Source organism: Salinicola sp. DM10 (assembly GCF_017306975.2).
Classification (GTDB): Bacteria; Pseudomonadota; Gammaproteobacteria; order Pseudomonadales; family Halomonadaceae; genus Salinicola.
On sequence record NZ_JAFLEN020000003.1, the window covers coordinates 517,699 to 533,327 of the forward strand.

Annotated in this window: 13 protein-coding genes; 9 read left to right on the forward strand and 4 right to left on the reverse strand. The window is 65.2% G+C overall.

Translation table 11 applies throughout. The annotated features are described in order from the left end of the window. Window position 1: 1 nt before the first annotated feature. Complete coding sequence (locus tag J0A90_RS13905; protein ID WP_207036806.1) at window positions 2-1,486, forward strand: aldehyde dehydrogenase; 1,485 nt, start codon at window positions 2-4, stop codon at window positions 1,484-1,486. A 197-nt stretch (window positions 1,487-1,683) separates the two neighbouring features. Here J0A90_RS13905 and feaR read toward each other — a convergent pair whose 3' ends face one another. Next, entirely contained in the window at window positions 1,684-2,622 is a 939-nt protein-coding gene (gene feaR, locus J0A90_RS13910) for a transcriptional regulator FeaR (protein WP_255702163.1), read from the reverse strand. Window positions 2,623-2,787: 165 nt separating this feature from the next. Here feaR and J0A90_RS13915 point away from each other — a divergent pair, with 165 nt between their 5' ends. Then, a complete protein-coding gene (locus tag J0A90_RS13915) occupies window positions 2,788-3,705 on the forward strand; it encodes a helix-turn-helix domain-containing protein (RefSeq protein ID WP_207036809.1) in 918 nt (305 codons plus the stop codon). A 24-nt stretch (window positions 3,706-3,729) separates the two neighbouring features. Here J0A90_RS13915 and J0A90_RS13920 read toward each other — a convergent pair whose 3' ends face one another. Then, entirely contained in the window at window positions 3,730-5,019 is a 1,290-nt protein-coding gene (locus tag J0A90_RS13920; RefSeq protein ID WP_207036811.1) for an FAD-binding oxidoreductase, read from the reverse strand. A 69-nt stretch (window positions 5,020-5,088) separates the two neighbouring features. Continuing rightward, entirely contained in the window at window positions 5,089-6,228 is a 1,140-nt protein-coding gene (locus J0A90_RS13925) for a tyramine oxidase subunit B (RefSeq protein ID WP_207036813.1), read from the reverse strand. Window positions 6,229-6,764: 536 nt separating this feature from the next. Between J0A90_RS13925 and J0A90_RS13930 the strand changes: the two genes are divergently transcribed. From J0A90_RS13930 to J0A90_RS13960, 7 genes are all read left to right on the forward strand, one after another. Beyond that, window positions 6,765-7,337 carry a DUF4357 domain-containing protein gene (locus J0A90_RS13930; RefSeq protein ID WP_207036814.1) on the forward strand — a complete coding sequence of 191 codons (573 nt, stop codon included), beginning with the start codon at window positions 6,765-6,767 and terminating at the stop codon, window positions 7,335-7,337. 318 nt (window positions 7,338-7,655) lie between these two features. Further along, complete coding sequence (locus J0A90_RS13935) at window positions 7,656-9,107, forward strand: aspartate ammonia-lyase (protein ID WP_233076794.1); 1,452 nt, start codon at window positions 7,656-7,658, stop codon at window positions 9,105-9,107. Between the two features lie 194 nt (window positions 9,108-9,301). Next, entirely contained in the window at window positions 9,302-10,216 is a 915-nt protein-coding gene (locus J0A90_RS13940) for an MBL fold metallo-hydrolase (protein ID WP_207036816.1), read from the forward strand. 68 nt (window positions 10,217-10,284) lie between these two features. Beyond that, window positions 10,285-11,547, forward strand: coding sequence for an FAD/NAD(P)-binding oxidoreductase (locus J0A90_RS13945; RefSeq protein ID WP_207036818.1), 1,263 nt, complete (start codon window positions 10,285-10,287; stop codon window positions 11,545-11,547). Window positions 11,548-11,563: 16 nt separating this feature from the next. Next, window positions 11,564-13,348, forward strand: a complete 1,785-nt coding sequence (locus tag J0A90_RS13950; RefSeq protein ID WP_207036820.1) for a SulP family inorganic anion transporter — start codon at window positions 11,564-11,566, stop codon at window positions 13,346-13,348. A 45-nt stretch (window positions 13,349-13,393) separates the two neighbouring features. Then, on the forward strand, window positions 13,394-13,870 hold the full coding sequence (locus J0A90_RS13955) for a YeeE/YedE family protein (protein WP_207036823.1): 477 nt from the start codon (window positions 13,394-13,396) through the stop codon (window positions 13,868-13,870). Further along, window positions 13,867-14,280 (forward strand): DUF6691 family protein, encoded by a 414-nt coding sequence (locus tag J0A90_RS13960; RefSeq protein WP_207036824.1) that lies wholly within the window; start codon window positions 13,867-13,869, stop codon window positions 14,278-14,280. Before J0A90_RS13955 ends, J0A90_RS13960 begins: the two co-directional genes overlap by 4 nt. A 25-nt stretch (window positions 14,281-14,305) precedes the next feature. Here the strand turns inward: J0A90_RS13960 and J0A90_RS13965 are convergent, their stop codons facing one another. Then, the gene (locus J0A90_RS13965) at window positions 14,306-15,238 is read right to left on the reverse strand and encodes a DMT family transporter (protein WP_207036826.1); all 933 of its coding nucleotides are present in this window, start codon (window positions 15,236-15,238) and stop codon (window positions 14,306-14,308) included. Window positions 15,239-15,629: the final 391 nt, after the last annotated feature.

Consider the following 15,629-nt stretch of genomic DNA (forward strand, 5'->3'; position numbering starts at 1 on the left):
CATGAGTCAGATCACTACCGCACAGGGCGTGCAGGACTTTTTGGCGCGGGCCACCGGCTCGTTCATCGACGGGGGCTTCCTGCAGGAAGGTCGCGCCTTCGAGGTGCTCGACCCCTCTACCGGTCAGGCTCTCACCACGTTGCACGAAGGCGACCGTGCCCTGGCCGACCGAGCGGTCGCGCTGACCAAGGAAAGCTTCGAGGATGGGCGCTGGTCCGGACTGACGCCGGCAGCGCGGGAGCGCATTCTGCTGCGTTTTGCCGACCTGGTCGAGGCGCACACCGAGGAGCTGGCCCAGCTCGAAACCTTGAATCAGGGCAAGTCGATCAACATCTCCCGCGGCGTCGACGTGGGCTTTTCGGTCGATTTCATCCGCTATATGGCCGGCTGGGCCACCAAGCTCGAAGGCAGCACCCGCGATGTCTCCATCGGCATGCCGGAGGGCGCGCGTTTCAACGTGTATACCCTGCGTCAGCCGCTGGGCGTGGTAGCGGCCATCGTGCCGTGGAACTTCCCGATGATGATCGCGCTGTGGAAGCTGGTGCCGGCGCTGGCCGCTGGCTGCACGGTGGTGCTCAAGCCCGCCTCGGAAACACCCCTGAGCGTGCTGCGCCTGGCGGAGTTGGCGCTGGAGGCCGGCGTGCCGAAGGGCGTGTTCAACGTGGTGCTGGGCTCGGGCTCGGTGGTTGGCACACGCCTGGCCGAGCATCCTGACGTCAAGAAGGTCACCTTCACCGGCAGCACCGAGGTCGGCAAGGTGGTGGGGCATGCCGCCGTCGAGCACATGGCGCACTTCTCGCTGGAGTTGGGCGGCAAGAATCCGATGCTGGTGCTCGAAGATGCCGATCTCGAGAAGGCCGTCAACGGCGCGCTGATGGGGGGGCTGTTCAACCAGGGCCAGGTCTGCGCAGCGGCCTCGCGCTTCTATGTGCATCGCAGCATTCATGATGCCTTCTGCGCGCAGATGGCCGGCGCCGTCGATACCATGCAGGCCGGCCCCGGCATGGACCCCCAGGCGCAGGTCAATCCGCTGGTCTCCAAACGCCAACAGGAGAGCGTGCGCGGCTATCTCGACCGGGCGCGTGAGCAGGGCGCCACCATTCATATCGGCAATGACGTGCCCGCGGAAGGCTTCTATGTCTCGCCGGCCATCATCAGCGGCGCCGATCACGCGATGGAAGTCGCACGGGAAGAGGTCTTCGGGCCTGTCCTGACCGTGATTCCGTTCGATGACGAAGAAGACGCGCTACGCATGGTCAACGACAGCGAGCTGGGGCTGGCTGCCAGCCTCTGGACCAACGACCTGTCCAAGGCCATGGCCCTGACGCCGCGTATCGAAGCCGGCACCGTGTGGGTCAATACCCATGTGACGCTCGACCCGGCGATGCCGTTTGGTGGTCTCAAGATGTCCGGTCTCGGCAAGGAGTTCGGCCCGGAGGCGGTCAACGCCTACACCGAACTCAAATCGGTCTGTATCGCCTACTGATGCAACCGGCTGGCCGCTCGATGACGAGCGGCCAGCTAATGTCTGTCCGTCGGTCGGTCAATGTCTGTCTGTCGGTCGATGTCTGTCGGCTAGCCAGTGTCTATCGGTCAGCCAGTGTCTGTCGGCCAGTCTCGAGTCGTCTCTGCGCGGTGAGAACTAAGCCAGTGAGAACTAGGCCGATGAGAACTAGGCCGAAGTCAGGCGGCCTGCTCGAGCCGGATACGGCGGTACTCGCGCGGCGAACGCGAGAACTCCCGCTTGAAGGAGCGGCTGAAGTGCGCCGAGTCGGTAAAGCCCCACTTGTAGGCAATCTGGGTGATGGTGCGCCGGCTCTGGGCCGGGCTGGCCAGCTCCTCGGCACAGCGGGCCAGCCGGCGACGCTGCACATAGCGACACACGGTTTCGCCGTGCTGCTCGAACAGACGATAGAGTTGACGCACCGACATGTGAAAGACGCTCGCCAACCGCTCCGGACTGATCCCCTCTTCATGCAGGTGCTGATCGATGAACTGCTGAACGCAGAGGAACAGCGTGTCGTCGGCCCGCTCCAGGAAAGACGCAGACATCGTCTGATGCTGATGAATGGCCGGTAGCAGGGCCACCAGTGATTCCAGTACGCCGCGCTCTCTCTCCTCTGCCGCAGCCAGTGGCTCGGTCACCATTCGATTGACGATCAACTGCAGGATCTGACTGCTGGCGCAGTCGGCCGCGATCTTCATGAAGGGAATCGAGGCATCACCGAAACGACGGGCTACGTCGCTGCGCGACAGGTGCAGTGAATCGTGCTCGATCAGGCCGTGGGGAAGGATCTCGCAGGTCGTGACGGAATCCATCAGCGCCATTTCTCCCGGACGCAGCGTGATGGAGGTGTCGTTTTGCACCAGCGTGGCGTGGCCCTGCTTCTGAACGATGAGAAAACAGAAGCGATCTTCATCGTGGCGCTGGGTGTGGCCGTTGGTAATCTTTTCGGCGTTGGTGACGATGTTGGCAATGTCTATGCCTCCATTGGCGCGTCTCGAGACGCTGCCCTGGAAACTGCGTCGGTCCCGGGGCGTGGAGTCGAACTGGCCGCACGTTTGCCGTAAGGCGCCAAGCCAGACATCGAACGGCAGCAAGGTTGCATTCGTGGTTAGCATTGGGTCACCATGATCATTAATATTTTAATGGTCTAAGGGACTCTAAAGAAAAACGGACCCCGTCACCACCATCCATTAGTCAAGCAAGCCCCGACTCGACAGGGCGCTCATAGGAGTAGGCAAAAAACGTGCCATGACCGGAGCGACGCTCCGAAGGAGTCATTGATGGCCATCACCCTGCATCGCTGTCTCGATGCGGCCGAGCATGCCCAACGACTGAAAGGCTGGCAGCAGGAGGCCAGTCAGATCGAGGCCGGCGTGTTTTCGGGCGAGATCGTGGATGTGTCGAGCCATGAGGTACGTCTTTTTCGCGAAAGTGCCAATCTGGGCCTGTACCAGCAGATGCACTTTCCCGAGTGCCAGTGGCACTTGGTCACCCCCGTTCGCTGGCCGGGCGCCCCGCTGTTCGATGCCGGTACGGTGACCGTACTGCCGAGCTGCGATCAGTTCTGGAGCGTGGCGCCATCGCACTACGACCTACTGGTGGTCTCCATCGACCGAGGCCGCCATGCGTGGCTCGGCCGTCATGAACATCGGCTGCGCCGCCTTGATGTGCCCGCAGCGCTCTTGAACCAGGTACGTGGGCAGTGGCAGTCGATGACCGACTATCTACGCCACCGCGCTGACCGGGCGCCACTGCCCCCGGCCCTGCAGCAGTCACTGATCCAGCAGCTCGAGGAGAGTATCGAGCTGCTGCTGTGCGACACGACGCTCGTCAGTGAGCCGGACGTCGCCAACTACCGAACCCGGCGCTATATCGTCGACCGCTGTCAGGCCCTGATTCGCAGTCGCCCGGATGACCCGCCTTCGCTGATGGCGCTGTGCGGTCAGCTCAGGATTTCCAGGCGCACCCTGCAGTACAGCTTTCAGAGCGAGGTGGGGCAGTCACCGGTGACCTATCTGCGCGCGCTGCGGCTCAACGCCGTACGCCGCAGCCTGCTTCACGACCCGACCCAGACGCTGGCTGACGCCGCCGCCGCCCAGGGCTTTTTCCATCAGAGCTATTTCTGCCGCGAGTACCGCCGCCTGTTTCAGGAAGCGCCTTCCGTTACCCGGGCTCGTCTTCTCGAGCCTGAGCGATAGGATGTGACTCAGCCCCGTCGCGAACTAGAAGCGGCCGAATCGATAGGGAGCCGGACTGATGATCGGCGTCTCGTTCATGATCAGATCCGCCGCCAGCTGACCCGCCGCCGGCGAAGTGCCAAACCCATGGCCGGAGAAACCGGTGGCCAGCGTCAGCCCCGGTATGCCCGGCACGGCATCGATCACCGGGTTGGAGTCCGGCGTGATGTCGATCATGCCTGCCCAGGACTCTTCGACGCAGGCATGGGCAAACACCGGCCAGGCCGCGGAAAGATTGCGCAGAGCTTCGTCGTTGAGCCCTTCGTTGATCGGCGGGTCCAGGGTGCGCACGCGCTCGAAAGGCGAGCGGCCGTGCTTCCAGCGTCGGGGCAGCGCGAGATCGCGCCAGAAGTGCTTGCCCAGGGCTATGCGCATCAGCCCCCGTTGAGCGCGCAGCGCGCTGAGATATTTCGCGCCGATCAGCAGGTGGTCGAGTGTCAAGGGTGCATCGAGCGCACCACGCTGGGTCACGATAAAGCCGCCATCCCGGTGTTTTCGGAAAGAGAAATCCGGCCCGCCCACCGCGGCATCGGTCGGGCCCTTCAAGGGGCCAGTGCGCAGCACCGACAGAATCAGCGGCAGCGTCGGCAGGGAGATGCCGAGATTACCCAGAAAGCGGCGTGACCACATGCCGCCGGCCAGCAGCACCTGGTCGCAGCGTATCTCACCGCGCTCCGTCACCACCCCGCCGATACGCCCGCCAGTACGGACGACATTACGCACCGCGCAGTGCTCGACGATTACCGCGCCGCGCTCGATGGCGGCTTTGGCAATGGCGCTGGCAGCCAGCGTCGGCTCGGCGTAGCCATCTGAAGGCGTGAAGATGCCGCCGGCCCAGTCGCCGCGACCGCCCGGCACCTGCGTATCGATCTCGCGGGCGCTCAGCAGCCTCGAGTCCAGCGCGAGAGACGAGACCGATTGGAGCCAGCGCTCGTGCACGGCGAGCTGTCCGGGGGTGCGCGATAGAAACATGATGCCTGACTGGCGATAACCGACATCGCTACCGGTGCGGCTGGCCAGGTTGGCCCACAGCCGGTCGGCGGCCTGTGCCAGCGGCACATCCACGCCGTGGCGGCTGGTCTTGCGAATCCAGCCCAGATTGCGGGAGGACTGCTCCCCGGCCAGGCGGCCCTTCTCCAGTACGACGACCGGTACGCCACGTTCGGCGAGTGTCAGTGCGGCGGTCAGCCCGATGATGCCGCCGCCGATGATGACCACGGTGGTCGAGGCGGGAACGTCTCTTGAAGTCTCGACGGGTGCTATGGTCGGTGCCATGAAAGTGTCCTGATCGGTGAGCCAGCAAACCAGTAGCGACGGGGCGATGCCGGAGACAGTGAGGATGCGTTATCTCAGTGCGGGCTCATCCCACAGGTTGAGCTTGACCCCGATGCCCTCTTCCATGGCCCGGCGGTAGACGACCGTGGCCCAGGCGACGTCCTCGACCGGCATGCCACCGACCGACATCATGATGATCTCCTCATCATTCCGACGCCCCGGGCTATCGCCGGAGACGATCGCGCCCAGATCCTCCAGATCGTCGGCCGCGAGGGTGCCGGCGTGAATCATGTCCATGAACTTGACGCCGATCAGCGGGATGCAGTTGTGGGCGGGCTTTGGCACTTCCTCGTACCAGGCTTCATACAGGCCGGTGTCGTCGAGCACCTTGCGCACATCACTCGCTTCCATGCCTTCATCGAAGTTGCACGGCGCGGGCATGGCCAGAAAGGCGCCGGGCTTGATCCACTCACGCTTGAGCAGCGGATATGTTGCGGGGTCGCCGACTTCGCCGGAGGCACAGTAGGTCACGATGTCCGAATCACGCACCACGGCTTCTGCGCTGTCCACCACCTCGACATTGGCGATCTGCGGATAGTGCTCTTCTATCCAGTTCAAAAAGACGCTGAGGTTCTCGCCACTGCGCCCCTTGATCTTGAGCGTGTCGATCTGCGGACACACGGCCATGAAGGCCGCCACGCTGGTACGACCCATGACGCCCGGCCCCAGCAGGCCGATGACCCGAGAGTCCTTGCGCGCCAGGTGGCGGGCACCGACACCCGGCACCGCCCCGGTGCGGTAGGCCGACAGCAGGTTGGCCGACATGTAAGCCAGCGGCGCGGCGGTGTCCGGATCGGTGAGCGTGAACATCAGAATGGAGCGGGGCAGCCCCTTTTCCTTGTTGGCGATATTGGAGCCGTACCACTTCACCCCGGAGGTGCAGAAACTGCCGCCCAGATAGGCCGGCATCGCCATCATGCGGCGATCCGCGGTCGGCTTGGGCATGGTGGGAAACGGTGACTCCGGCGGGAACATGATCATCGCGCCGTGCGAGTCATTGTTGGGGCCGGCCATACGGTAGTCACCGATGTGCAGCAGGTGAAAGACTTCTTCCATGGTGTCGACGCAGGCGGCCATGTCGGTAACGCCGGCGCGGATCATGTCCTGCTCGGACAGATAGATGAAATCGATCTTGGTATTGTTGTTCATGGGGCTGCCCTCGACGAGTTCATGCGAATGCGATCTCTCGCATGGTGCCTCTCGTCGAACGCGGGCGTTAGCACAGATCGGCAATCTGCGTGCCGAGGTATCGCCGCCCGATTGGTCTCGTGATCAGCGGGCGCAGCTTTCATGGCTTGTTGGTGTCGCACCGGTATGGCGGGTAGCGACTGCTCCGATCGCTCGGGGCGAGGAAGTTAAAATAGCCAGCATCGCTATTTTAATTAAGGGCCAAAGGTAAAATAGTAAGCGGACCTATTTTAACCTCTCCCTAGGGCCTGCGCATCGTCGAAAAATCCAACTGGAGCGGCCGCGCGGTAGTGGCAAATCGCTCTCAGCTCGAAGGGGCGTTACAGCGAAGCGAGATGGCGCAACCGGGTGTGTATGTGCTCACGGGGCTCACGGACGATGGTGTGGCCAGGCTTTATGTGGGCGAGGCCGGCGCGCTGGGTGAGCGTATCAAACAGCATGTGGCGTGGAAGTAGTTTTGGACACGATCCATCGCTTTTACTAGCACCAACGAAGGTTTGAATAAGGCCAACGTGCGCTATCTGGAAGCGCGCTTGCTGGCACTTGCCAAGGCTGCGAACCAGTGGGCGGTAGAAAACACGGCTTATCCTGCGCCACCGCCGCTCAACGAAGCGGACAAGGCCGACGCCGAATGGTTTCTGGCCGAGATGCTGGTGATCTTCCCACTGCTGGGAATTGATGCCTTTGAGTCCGCGAGTAGCCAGACGAATGCTGCACCAACTGAGGCCGCTGAGCCGCCTCTAACGCTTTACCTCAAAGAACGAGGCGCAAAAGGAAGTGGCAGAGAAGTCACGGATGGCTTCGTGGTGTTGAAGGGCTCATTGGCGCGTGCAGAAGAAACAGCCTCTATCCATCATTATATGCATGAGCAGCGTCAGACGCTGAAAACGCGCGGTGTACTAGCGCCACAGGATGGTGCGCTGATATTCACCCAGGATTTCCGCTTCTCTTCGCCATCGACCGCCGCTGGCGTGTTGGTGGGTGGCGCCTCGAATGGGCGAGTGGCGTGGAAAGATGCCAGTGGCAAGACATTAAAGGCGATTCAAGAGGCACGCCTAGACGCGCTATAGGCAATGTTGGACGCCGAGACAATGCTCTCGAGAGTCACTTCGTTAACCGCTAAAAAGCGAAAAACCCCGATGTACTCACCGAGGTCATAACGCCGACCGGGCACTCCCAGTCCACTTGCTTTGAATTCTCGGCATCGGCAGCCGATCAGTCAATGCCGTTGGTCATCATCCCCCGGCACTGCCTCATACCTTCCCGGTATGCACCACCACGTAACGGCATTGGGCAGGCGACCCGGCGCGGCGTTACCTTACGCCCAGCGGCGCCGGCACCCCGGCGCCCAGGCCGTTCGAACCCCCTGACTGAAGACGATACCCACCATGATGGCGACCCCGGATCTCGGCACTGACGCCGACGCGATCCCCACCCGTGAAGAGAAGGACCTGCTGGGCGTGCTGCCCGTGCCCCATAGCGCCTATTACGGCATCCAGACCCAGCGCGCGGTGGAGAACTTCCACCTGAGCGGCGTGCCCCTGGCGCACTATCCCAAGCTGGTGATCGCGCTGGCCATGGTCAAGCAGGCCGCGGCGGAGGCCAATCACGAGCTGGGCTATCTCGATGCCACCCGGCTGGAGGCGATCCGCCACGCCTGCCAGACGCTGATCGCCGGCGAGCACCACGATCAGTTCGTGGTCGACATGATCCAGGGCGGGGCGGGTACCTCGACCAACATGAACGCCAACGAGGTGATCGCCAATCTGGCACTCGAACACCTCGGCCACGCCAAGGGCGACTACGCGTACCTGCACCCCAACAACCACGTCAACATGGCGCAGTCGACAAACGACGCTTACCCCACCGCGATCCGCCTCGGCCTGCTGCTGGGCCACGATGCCTTGCTGGGCAGCCTGGCGCAGCTGCGCGACGCGCTGGCGGACAAGGGCGCGGCCTTCGCCGACGTGCTCAAGATGGGCCGCACCCAGCTGCAGGATGCGGTGCCGATGACACTTGGCCAGGAGTTCAACGCCTTCGCCACCACCCTGGGCGAGGACCTGGGCCATCTTGAGGCGCAGATTCCGCGCCTGCTGTGCGAGGTCAACCTGGGCGGCACCGCCATCGGTACCGGGATCAACTCCGACCCGCGCTATCAGCGCCTGGCGGTGGAGCGCCTCGGCGCGATCAGCGGCCAGCCGCTGGTGCCGGCCCAGGACTTGATCGAGGCCACCTCCGACATGGGCGCGTTCGTGCTCTTCTCGGGCATGTTGAAGCGCCTGGCGGTGAAGCTCTCCAAGATCTGCAACGACCTGCGTCTGCTCTCCAGCGGCCCGCGCGCTGGCTTCAACGAGATCAACCTGCCGCCGCGCCAGCCCGGCAGCTCGATCATGCCCGGCAAGGTCAATCCGGTGATCCCCGAGGCGGTCAACCAGGTGGCGTTCGAGGTGATCGGCAACGACCTGGCGCTGACCATGGCCGCCGAGGGCGGGCAGCTCCAGCTCAACGTGATGGAGCCGCTGATCGCCTACAAGCTGTTCGACTCCATCCGCCTGCTGACCCGCGCCATGCACATGCTGCGCGAGCACTGCATCGAGGGCATCACCGCCAACGAGGCGCACTGCCGCGAGATGGTGGAGCGCTCGATCGGGCTGGTCACCGCGCTCAACCCGCATATCGGCTATGACAACGCCACGCGCATCGCCCGCGAGGCGCTGGTCTCCGGCCGCGGCGTGCTGGAGCTGGTGCTCGAAGAGAACCTGCTGGATGAAGCCTCGCTCGCCGATATCCTGCGCCCGGAGAATATGATTGCGCCGCGCTTGGCGCCGCTGCGAGTTTAGGTAACGCATAAGGCAGGTGCAGACAGAGAAGCCGCGACGGTCATGGCCGTCGCGGCTTCTTGCGTTGGGGGGCGCCAGGCTGACGGGGCGGTATCTCGGAGGAGGCGATCACGGCATAAGATATATTTCAAAAAGGTATAACGTTAGAACTTAAATGGCGCTATGCTGGGGAGGTCGCCCACCAAGGAGCCGTCATGCATACCTTCGCTCTCTCCCGTGGTGATCGGGAACGCGGCCGGCCCGATGTCGCCGGTTTCTTCGACCCGCGCACCTTCAGCGTCCAGTACGTCGTCAGCGATCCGGCTACGCGCCACTGCGCGATCATCGATCCGGTGCTCGACTACGATGAGAAATCCGGCGCGACCGCGACCCATCACGCCGATGAGCTGCTCGCCTATATCGCCCGCGAAGGGCTCGAGGTCGCGTGGATTCTGGATACTCACCCCCATGCCGATCACTTTTCCGCCGCGCGTTACCTGCACGACAAGACCGGCGCGCCGACCGCGATCGGCGCCCAGGTGGTCGAGGTTCAGGCGCTATGGAAGCGCATCTATAACTGGCCGGCACTGCCCGCTGACGGCAGCCAGTGGGACCGCCTGTTCAGCGACGGCGAGACCTTCACCCTGGGCGATCTGCCGGTGCGGGTGATGCACTCGCCGGGGCACACCCTGGCCTCGATCACCTATGTGATCGGCGACGCCGCCTTCGTCCATGACACTCTGTTCCAGCCCGATTTCGGCACCGCCCGGGCCGACTTTCCCGGGGGTAGCGCCCACCAGCTATGGCATTCGATCCAGGCGATTTTGGCGCTGCCCGACGACACCCGCCTGTTCACCGGCCACGACTACATGCCCGACGGCCGCGAGCCGCAGTGGGAGAGCACGGTGCGCGAGCAGCGCCAGAACAACAAGCACCGCCTGGGCGAGAGCAGCGAGGCGGAGTACGTCGCACTGCGCCAGCAGCGCGATCACGAGCTGCCGATGCCCAAGCTGATCCTGCATGCGCTGCAGGTGAATGTGCGCGGCGGCCGTTTGCCGGAGCCGGAAGACAACGGCAAGCGCTACCTCAAGATCCCGCTGGATGCGCTCGAGGGCGCGGCCTGGGAGTGAGGTCCGGCCCGCTCGATACGCCGCCCCATCGATACGACACAAGCACAGGCCGCAGGAGAGACAGCCTCATGAGTGAGACCCCAGCCGCACAGACGGCATCCACGACCCGGCACCACGATGTGGTGATCGTCGGCGGCGGTGCCGGTGGCATCGCCACGGCGGCGAGCCTGCACCGACGCCAGCCCGATCTCGATATCGCCATCGTCGAGCCGGCACAGGATCACTTCTATCAGCCTGGCTGGACGCTGGTCGGCGGTGGCGTCTTCACCCCGGAGCAGACGCGCCGTCCGATGCGCTCGGTGATGCCGAGCTTCGTCACCTGGCATCAGACCCATGCCGAGCGCTTGCTGCCAGAATCCCGTCAGGTCGCGCTAGGTGACGGTTCGACGCTTGGCTACCGGGCGCTGGTGGTGGCGCCGGGTCTGGAGCTCGACTGGCAGGCGATCGACGGTCTTGAGGAGACGCTGGGTGAGAATGGTGTGACCTCGAACTACCGTTTCGATCTGGCGCCCTACACCTGGTCGCTGGTGCAGGCCATGCGCGGTGGCAAGGCGCTGTTCACCCAGCCACCAATGCCGATCAAGTGCGCCGGGGCGCCGCAGAAGGCGATGTATCTCGCCTGCCATGAATGGGAAAAGCAGAGCGTCCTGAATGACATCGAGGTCAACTTCCACAATGCCGGCGGGGCGATGTTCGGCGTCGCGGACTTCGTGCCGGCGCTGGATGAGTACGTTCAGCGCTACGGTATCCACAAGCAGTTCCAGCAGAACCTCATCGCTGTGGACGGCCCGGCCCAGAAGGCACGTTTTCGCGTCACGAGCGAGGATAGCAGCGAAGAGATCGAAGCCGATTTCGACATGCTTCATGTCGTGCCGCCGCAGCGTGCCCCGCGTCTGGTGCGTGAATCGCCGCTGGCCAACGCCGGCGGCTGGCTCGACCTCGATGCCGAGACCCTTCAGCATAACCGTTACCCGGATGTCTTCGGGCTCGGCGACGCCAGCGGTACCGGCAACGCCAAGACCGCCGCTGCGGTGCGCAAGCAGGCACCGGTGGTGGCGGACAACCTGCTGGCGGCACTCGATGGCAAGCCGATGCCATCCGGCTATGCGGGGTATGGCGCCTGTCCGCTGACGGTAGAAAGGGGGCGTGTGGTGCTGGCGGAGTTCGGTTATGGCGGCCAGTTGCAGCCGACATTCCCTTCCTGGGTCAATCAGGCCACCCGGCCGACCCGGCTCGGCTGGCACATCAAGGCGCAGCAGCTCCCCTTCATCTACTGGCATCTGCTGCTCAAGGGGCGCGAGTGGCTGGCCAAGCCGCAGGCGCGCACTTGATCGAGGCCGTTAGATCATGAATCAGCCGCACAAGGCCGGGTTGGCACGCTGGCTGCCGATCCTCGACTGGGGGCGGCACTATCACGCCGGCCTGCTGGGTCAGGATCTGCTGGCGTCGATCATCGTCGCGCTGATGCTGATTCCCCAGGCGCTGGCCTACGCCATGCTCGCCGGTTTGCCGCCGGTGGTGGGGCTCTACGCCAGCCTGGTACCGCTGGTGGTCTACACCGTGCTGGGCAGCAGCGCGACGCTCTCGGTCGGCCCGATGGCGGTGGTGTCGCTGATGACCGCCGCGGCCCTGGCGCCAATTGCTCCCGCGGGGTCGGCGGCGTATATCGCTGCGGCGCTGGTGCTGGCGCTGCTCTCCGGGGCCATCCTGCTGATCATGGGGCTGTGCCGGCTGGGCTTTCTGGTCAACTTTCTGAGCCACCCGGTGATGACCGGCTTCGTCAGCGCCTCGGGGCTGCTGATCGCGGCGAGCCAGCTCAAGTCGCTGCTCGGCATCCAGCTCTCCGGCGCCACCCTGCCGGCACTGGCGCAGTCGCTACCCGCAGCGCTGCCGGGGCTGAGCCCGCCGACGCTGCTGGTCGGGCTGGGCTCACTGCTGGCGCTATGGGCGATCCGCCGCCACGGCAAGTCGCTGCTGGTACGCTGCGGCGTGCCGGCGGGCGCGGCCGCCGTGCTGGTCAAGCTGGGGCCGATCGTGACCATCGCGCTGGCCGCCGTCATTGCCGGTGCTGCCGGCTGGCTGGACGGTGAGGTCGCGGTGATCGGCCCGATCCCCGCCGGGCTGCCGCCGCTGCACCTGCCCGCGTGGGACCCGGCGCTGTGGCGTTCGCTGCTGGGTTCGGCGGTGCTGATCAGCATCGTCGGCTACGTGGAGTCGGTCTCGGTGGCCCAGGCGCTGGCGGTGCGCCGCGGCGAGCGGGTCGACCCGGACCAGGAGTTGATCGGTCTGGGTGGCGCCAATCTGGCCGCGGCCTTCACCGGCGGCATGCCGATCACCGGCGGTTTCTCGCGCTCGGTGGTCAACTTCGAGGCCGGCGCCCGCACCCCGGCAGCCAGCGCCTTCACCGCAGTGGGGATCGCCCTGGCCATGCTGTGCCTATCGCCGTGGCTGGGCGTGCTGCCGCTGGCGACCCTGGCGGCGACCATCGTCATCGCCACCCTGTCGCTGATCGATCTGCCGGCGTTCAGGCGCGTTTGGCGCTACGCCCGCGGTGAGGGCGTGGCGATGACCGCCACCGCGGTGGCGACGCTGATGCTGGGCGTCGACGTGGGTATTCTGGTCGGCGTGGGCATGTCGCTGGCGCTGCATCTCTACGGCACCAGCCGCCCGCACAGCGCCGAGGTGGGGCGCATTCCGGGGACGGAGCACTTTCGCAACGTGCGCCGCCACGCGGTGGAGACCGACACCGGGGTGGCCATTCTGCGCGTCGACGAGAGCCTCTATTTCGCCAACGTGCGCCATCTGGAAGATCTGGTCACCGCGGTGGTCAATCGCACGCCGCCGCCCCACGATCTGGTGCTGGCGTGCCAGGCGATCAACGTGATCGACGCCAGCGCGCTGGAGAGTCTCGAGGCGCTCAACCGGCGCCTGCGCGAGCGCGGCATCGGGCTGCATCTGGCTGAGGTGAAGGGGCCGGTGATGGACCGCCTGAGCCGCACCGAGCTGCTGGCGACGCTCAACGGCCGGGTCTTTCTGAGCACCTTCGACGCCTGGTGCGCCCTTCACGGTCGCGGGGCGGCGCCCTTGAGTCATCCCTGTATCGCCACGCCGGCCTGCCCGGCGGCGAAGTGAGTTCGACCATCGCGGGATCGCGAATGTCATGAAGAGGGAGCGGTGATGGATCTATCGAGTGCACTGCAAGGGTTGGTGGGCGGGGGGCTGATCGGGCTCGCCGCCACGCTGTTGATGGGGCTGCTGGGGCGGATCGCCGGGATCAGCGGCATTCTCTCCGGGGCGCTGTTCGAGCGCGGCAGTGACCGCGGTTGGCGGCTGGCGTTTCTGCTGGGGCTGGTCTCCGGCCCGGCGCTACTGCTGCTGTTGGGGCTCGACTGGGGCAATGTGGCGCCCCGCGGTGACGTGGCAGCGCTCGGCAGTACGGTGGTCGGCGCGCCGCTCGCCGGCACGCCGACGATGCTTCTGGCCGGGCTGCTGGTCGGTCTGGGCACCGGGCTCGGCAGTGGCTGTACCAGCGGCCATGGGGTGTGCGGGCTGGCCCGGCTTTCGCCGCGCTCGCTGGCCGCCACGCTGGTCTTCCTGCTGATGGCGATGCTTACCGTATTCAGCGTGAACCAGTTGGTGGGAGGTGGCGCATGAAGCCCGTGGCCGGTTATCTCGCCGGGCTGCTGTTCGGGCTGGGTTTGGCGATCAGCGGCATGACCGACCCCGCCCGGGTGATTGGCTTTCTCGATGTCGCCGGCGCCTGGGACCCGACCCTGATCTTCGTGCTCGGCGCGGCCGTGGTCACCACCTTCATCGGTTACCGCCTGGTGTGGCGCCGCGCCTCGCCGCTGCTGGCGGGACGCTTTCAACTGCCGAGCCGGCGCGATCTGGATGCCCGGCTACTGGGCGGTGCCGCGCTCTTCGGTATCGGCTGGGGGCTCTCCGGCTACTGCCCGGGCCCGGCGGTGGCCTCTCTGGCAGGGCTGAGCTGGCCGCTGGCGGCGTTTCTGGTGGCGCTGGTGCTGGGTTGGTGGCTGGCGCGCCGGCTGGCGCCGGGTCACTGAAGGGCGGGTTGGCGGTGCTTCTTCATCAGCGGGTGACCACCAGGAGCCCGATCAGCAGTGCCGCGCCACCCGCCAGGAAATTGGCGGTGAGCGGCTCGTCCAGCAGCAGCGCGCCGAACAGGACGCCGAAGATCGGCGAGAGAAACGAGAAGATGCCGAGCTGGGAGGCAAAATAGCGGCGCAGCAGGGCGAACCATAGCAGCAGGGCGGCGCAGGAGATCACCAGCGTCTGGAAAGCCAGGCTGGCGATCGCCACGCCGCTCAGCCGAATCTCGCCGAGACTTCCCAGTAGCGCGCTCGCCGGGAGCAGCAGCAGGCCGGCGACAACGAGCTGGTAGCAGAGTGTCTGCTCCGGTGGCACCTCGGAGAGCGAGGAGCGGCGAATCACCAGCGTGGTCGCCGCCCAGGCCAGCCCGGCCAGCAGCCCCAGCAGGTCACCGCGCAGGATGTCCGCGGTGTGCGCGAGTTCGGTTGCCGGGGCCAGCGCGAGGACCATCCCACCGAAGGCGATCCCCACCCCCAGCCACTGGCGCCGCGTCAGCTGCTCGTCCGGCACCAGCAGATGCAGCCCCAGGGCGGCGAAGATCGGCGCGGTGTAGAGGAACACCGACATGTGCGATGCCAGGGTGTAGTCGAGCCCCCAGGCGACGAACGCGAACTCGGCCACGAACCCCAGCCCCACCAGGATGCCCGGCCCGAGATGGGCGCGGAAATGGGTAACGCGTATCCCCCGACGATAGGCCAGCGCCAGCACCAGCAGTGCCGCCATGGATGAGCGCAGAGCAATCTGAGTCAATGGCGAGACATCCGCCGCGGCGAGCTTGATCGCCACCTGCTGAAAGCCCAGCGCGAGGCAGAACAGCACCATCAAGGCCCCGGCCTGCGCGTCCAGACGCCGGCGTAGCGGGGCGTTGGCGTGTGGCGATGGCGGCCGGTGCGACGCTCGCGTCTGTGGCATGTCACTCTCCTGTGGGTAGCGAGGCCCCATCAGAGCAGGTGGGCGTCGCGACGCCAAGCGACTAGGCACTGTCTGAAAAGTACTGTGCTCGCCCATGCGGCGTTAAAAATCGGCTCAAAATGCTCATTTACACCCCGTAAACTCCGCGTTTTCGCCGATTTTTGCCTTGCCTGGCCTTCGCTCGTCGACTTTTCAGACAGCACCTAATGTGGTGGCCAAGGCTCAGGAAAGCTCACTCTATGAAAGTCGAACGTCTACCGCTGAACGCGCTGCGCGCCTTTGCCGAGGCGGCCCGCACAGAGAGTTTCAAGCACGCCGCTGCGCGCGGTGGCACACTTCGTCGACTGGCTGCTGGCCGAGGCCAGTGCCTTCTCTCGGCAGACGGCCGGGT

Bases quoted from the DNA above. Each gene is read 5' to 3' on its own strand.
- J0A90_RS13905 (WP_207036806.1), top strand. From the start codon at position 2: ATGAGTCAGATCACTACCGCACAGGGCGTGCAGGACTTTTTGGCGCGG.
- feaR (WP_255702163.1), bottom strand. From the start codon at position 2,622: ATGCTAACCACGAATGCAACCTTGCTGCCGTTCGATGTCTGGCTTGGC.
- J0A90_RS13915 (WP_207036809.1), top strand. From the start codon at position 2,788: ATGGCCATCACCCTGCATCGCTGTCTCGATGCGGCCGAGCATGCCCAA.
- J0A90_RS13920 (WP_207036811.1), bottom strand. From the start codon at position 5,019: ATGGCACCGACCATAGCACCCGTCGAGACTTCAAGAGACGTTCCCGCC.
- J0A90_RS13925 (WP_207036813.1), bottom strand. From the start codon at position 6,228: ATGAACAACAATACCAAGATCGATTTCATCTATCTGTCCGAGCAGGAC.
- J0A90_RS13935 (WP_233076794.1), top strand. From the start codon at position 7,656: ATGATGGCGACCCCGGATCTCGGCACTGACGCCGACGCGATCCCCACC.
- J0A90_RS13940 (WP_207036816.1), top strand. From the start codon at position 9,302: ATGCATACCTTCGCTCTCTCCCGTGGTGATCGGGAACGCGGCCGGCCC.
- J0A90_RS13945 (WP_207036818.1), top strand. From the start codon at position 10,285: ATGAGTGAGACCCCAGCCGCACAGACGGCATCCACGACCCGGCACCAC.
- J0A90_RS13950 (WP_207036820.1), top strand. From the start codon at position 11,564: ATGAATCAGCCGCACAAGGCCGGGTTGGCACGCTGGCTGCCGATCCTC.
- J0A90_RS13955 (WP_207036823.1), top strand. From the start codon at position 13,394: ATGGATCTATCGAGTGCACTGCAAGGGTTGGTGGGCGGGGGGCTGATC.
- J0A90_RS13960 (WP_207036824.1), top strand. From the start codon at position 13,867: ATGAAGCCCGTGGCCGGTTATCTCGCCGGGCTGCTGTTCGGGCTGGGT.
- J0A90_RS13965 (WP_207036826.1), bottom strand. From the start codon at position 15,238: ATGCCACAGACGCGAGCGTCGCACCGGCCGCCATCGCCACACGCCAAC.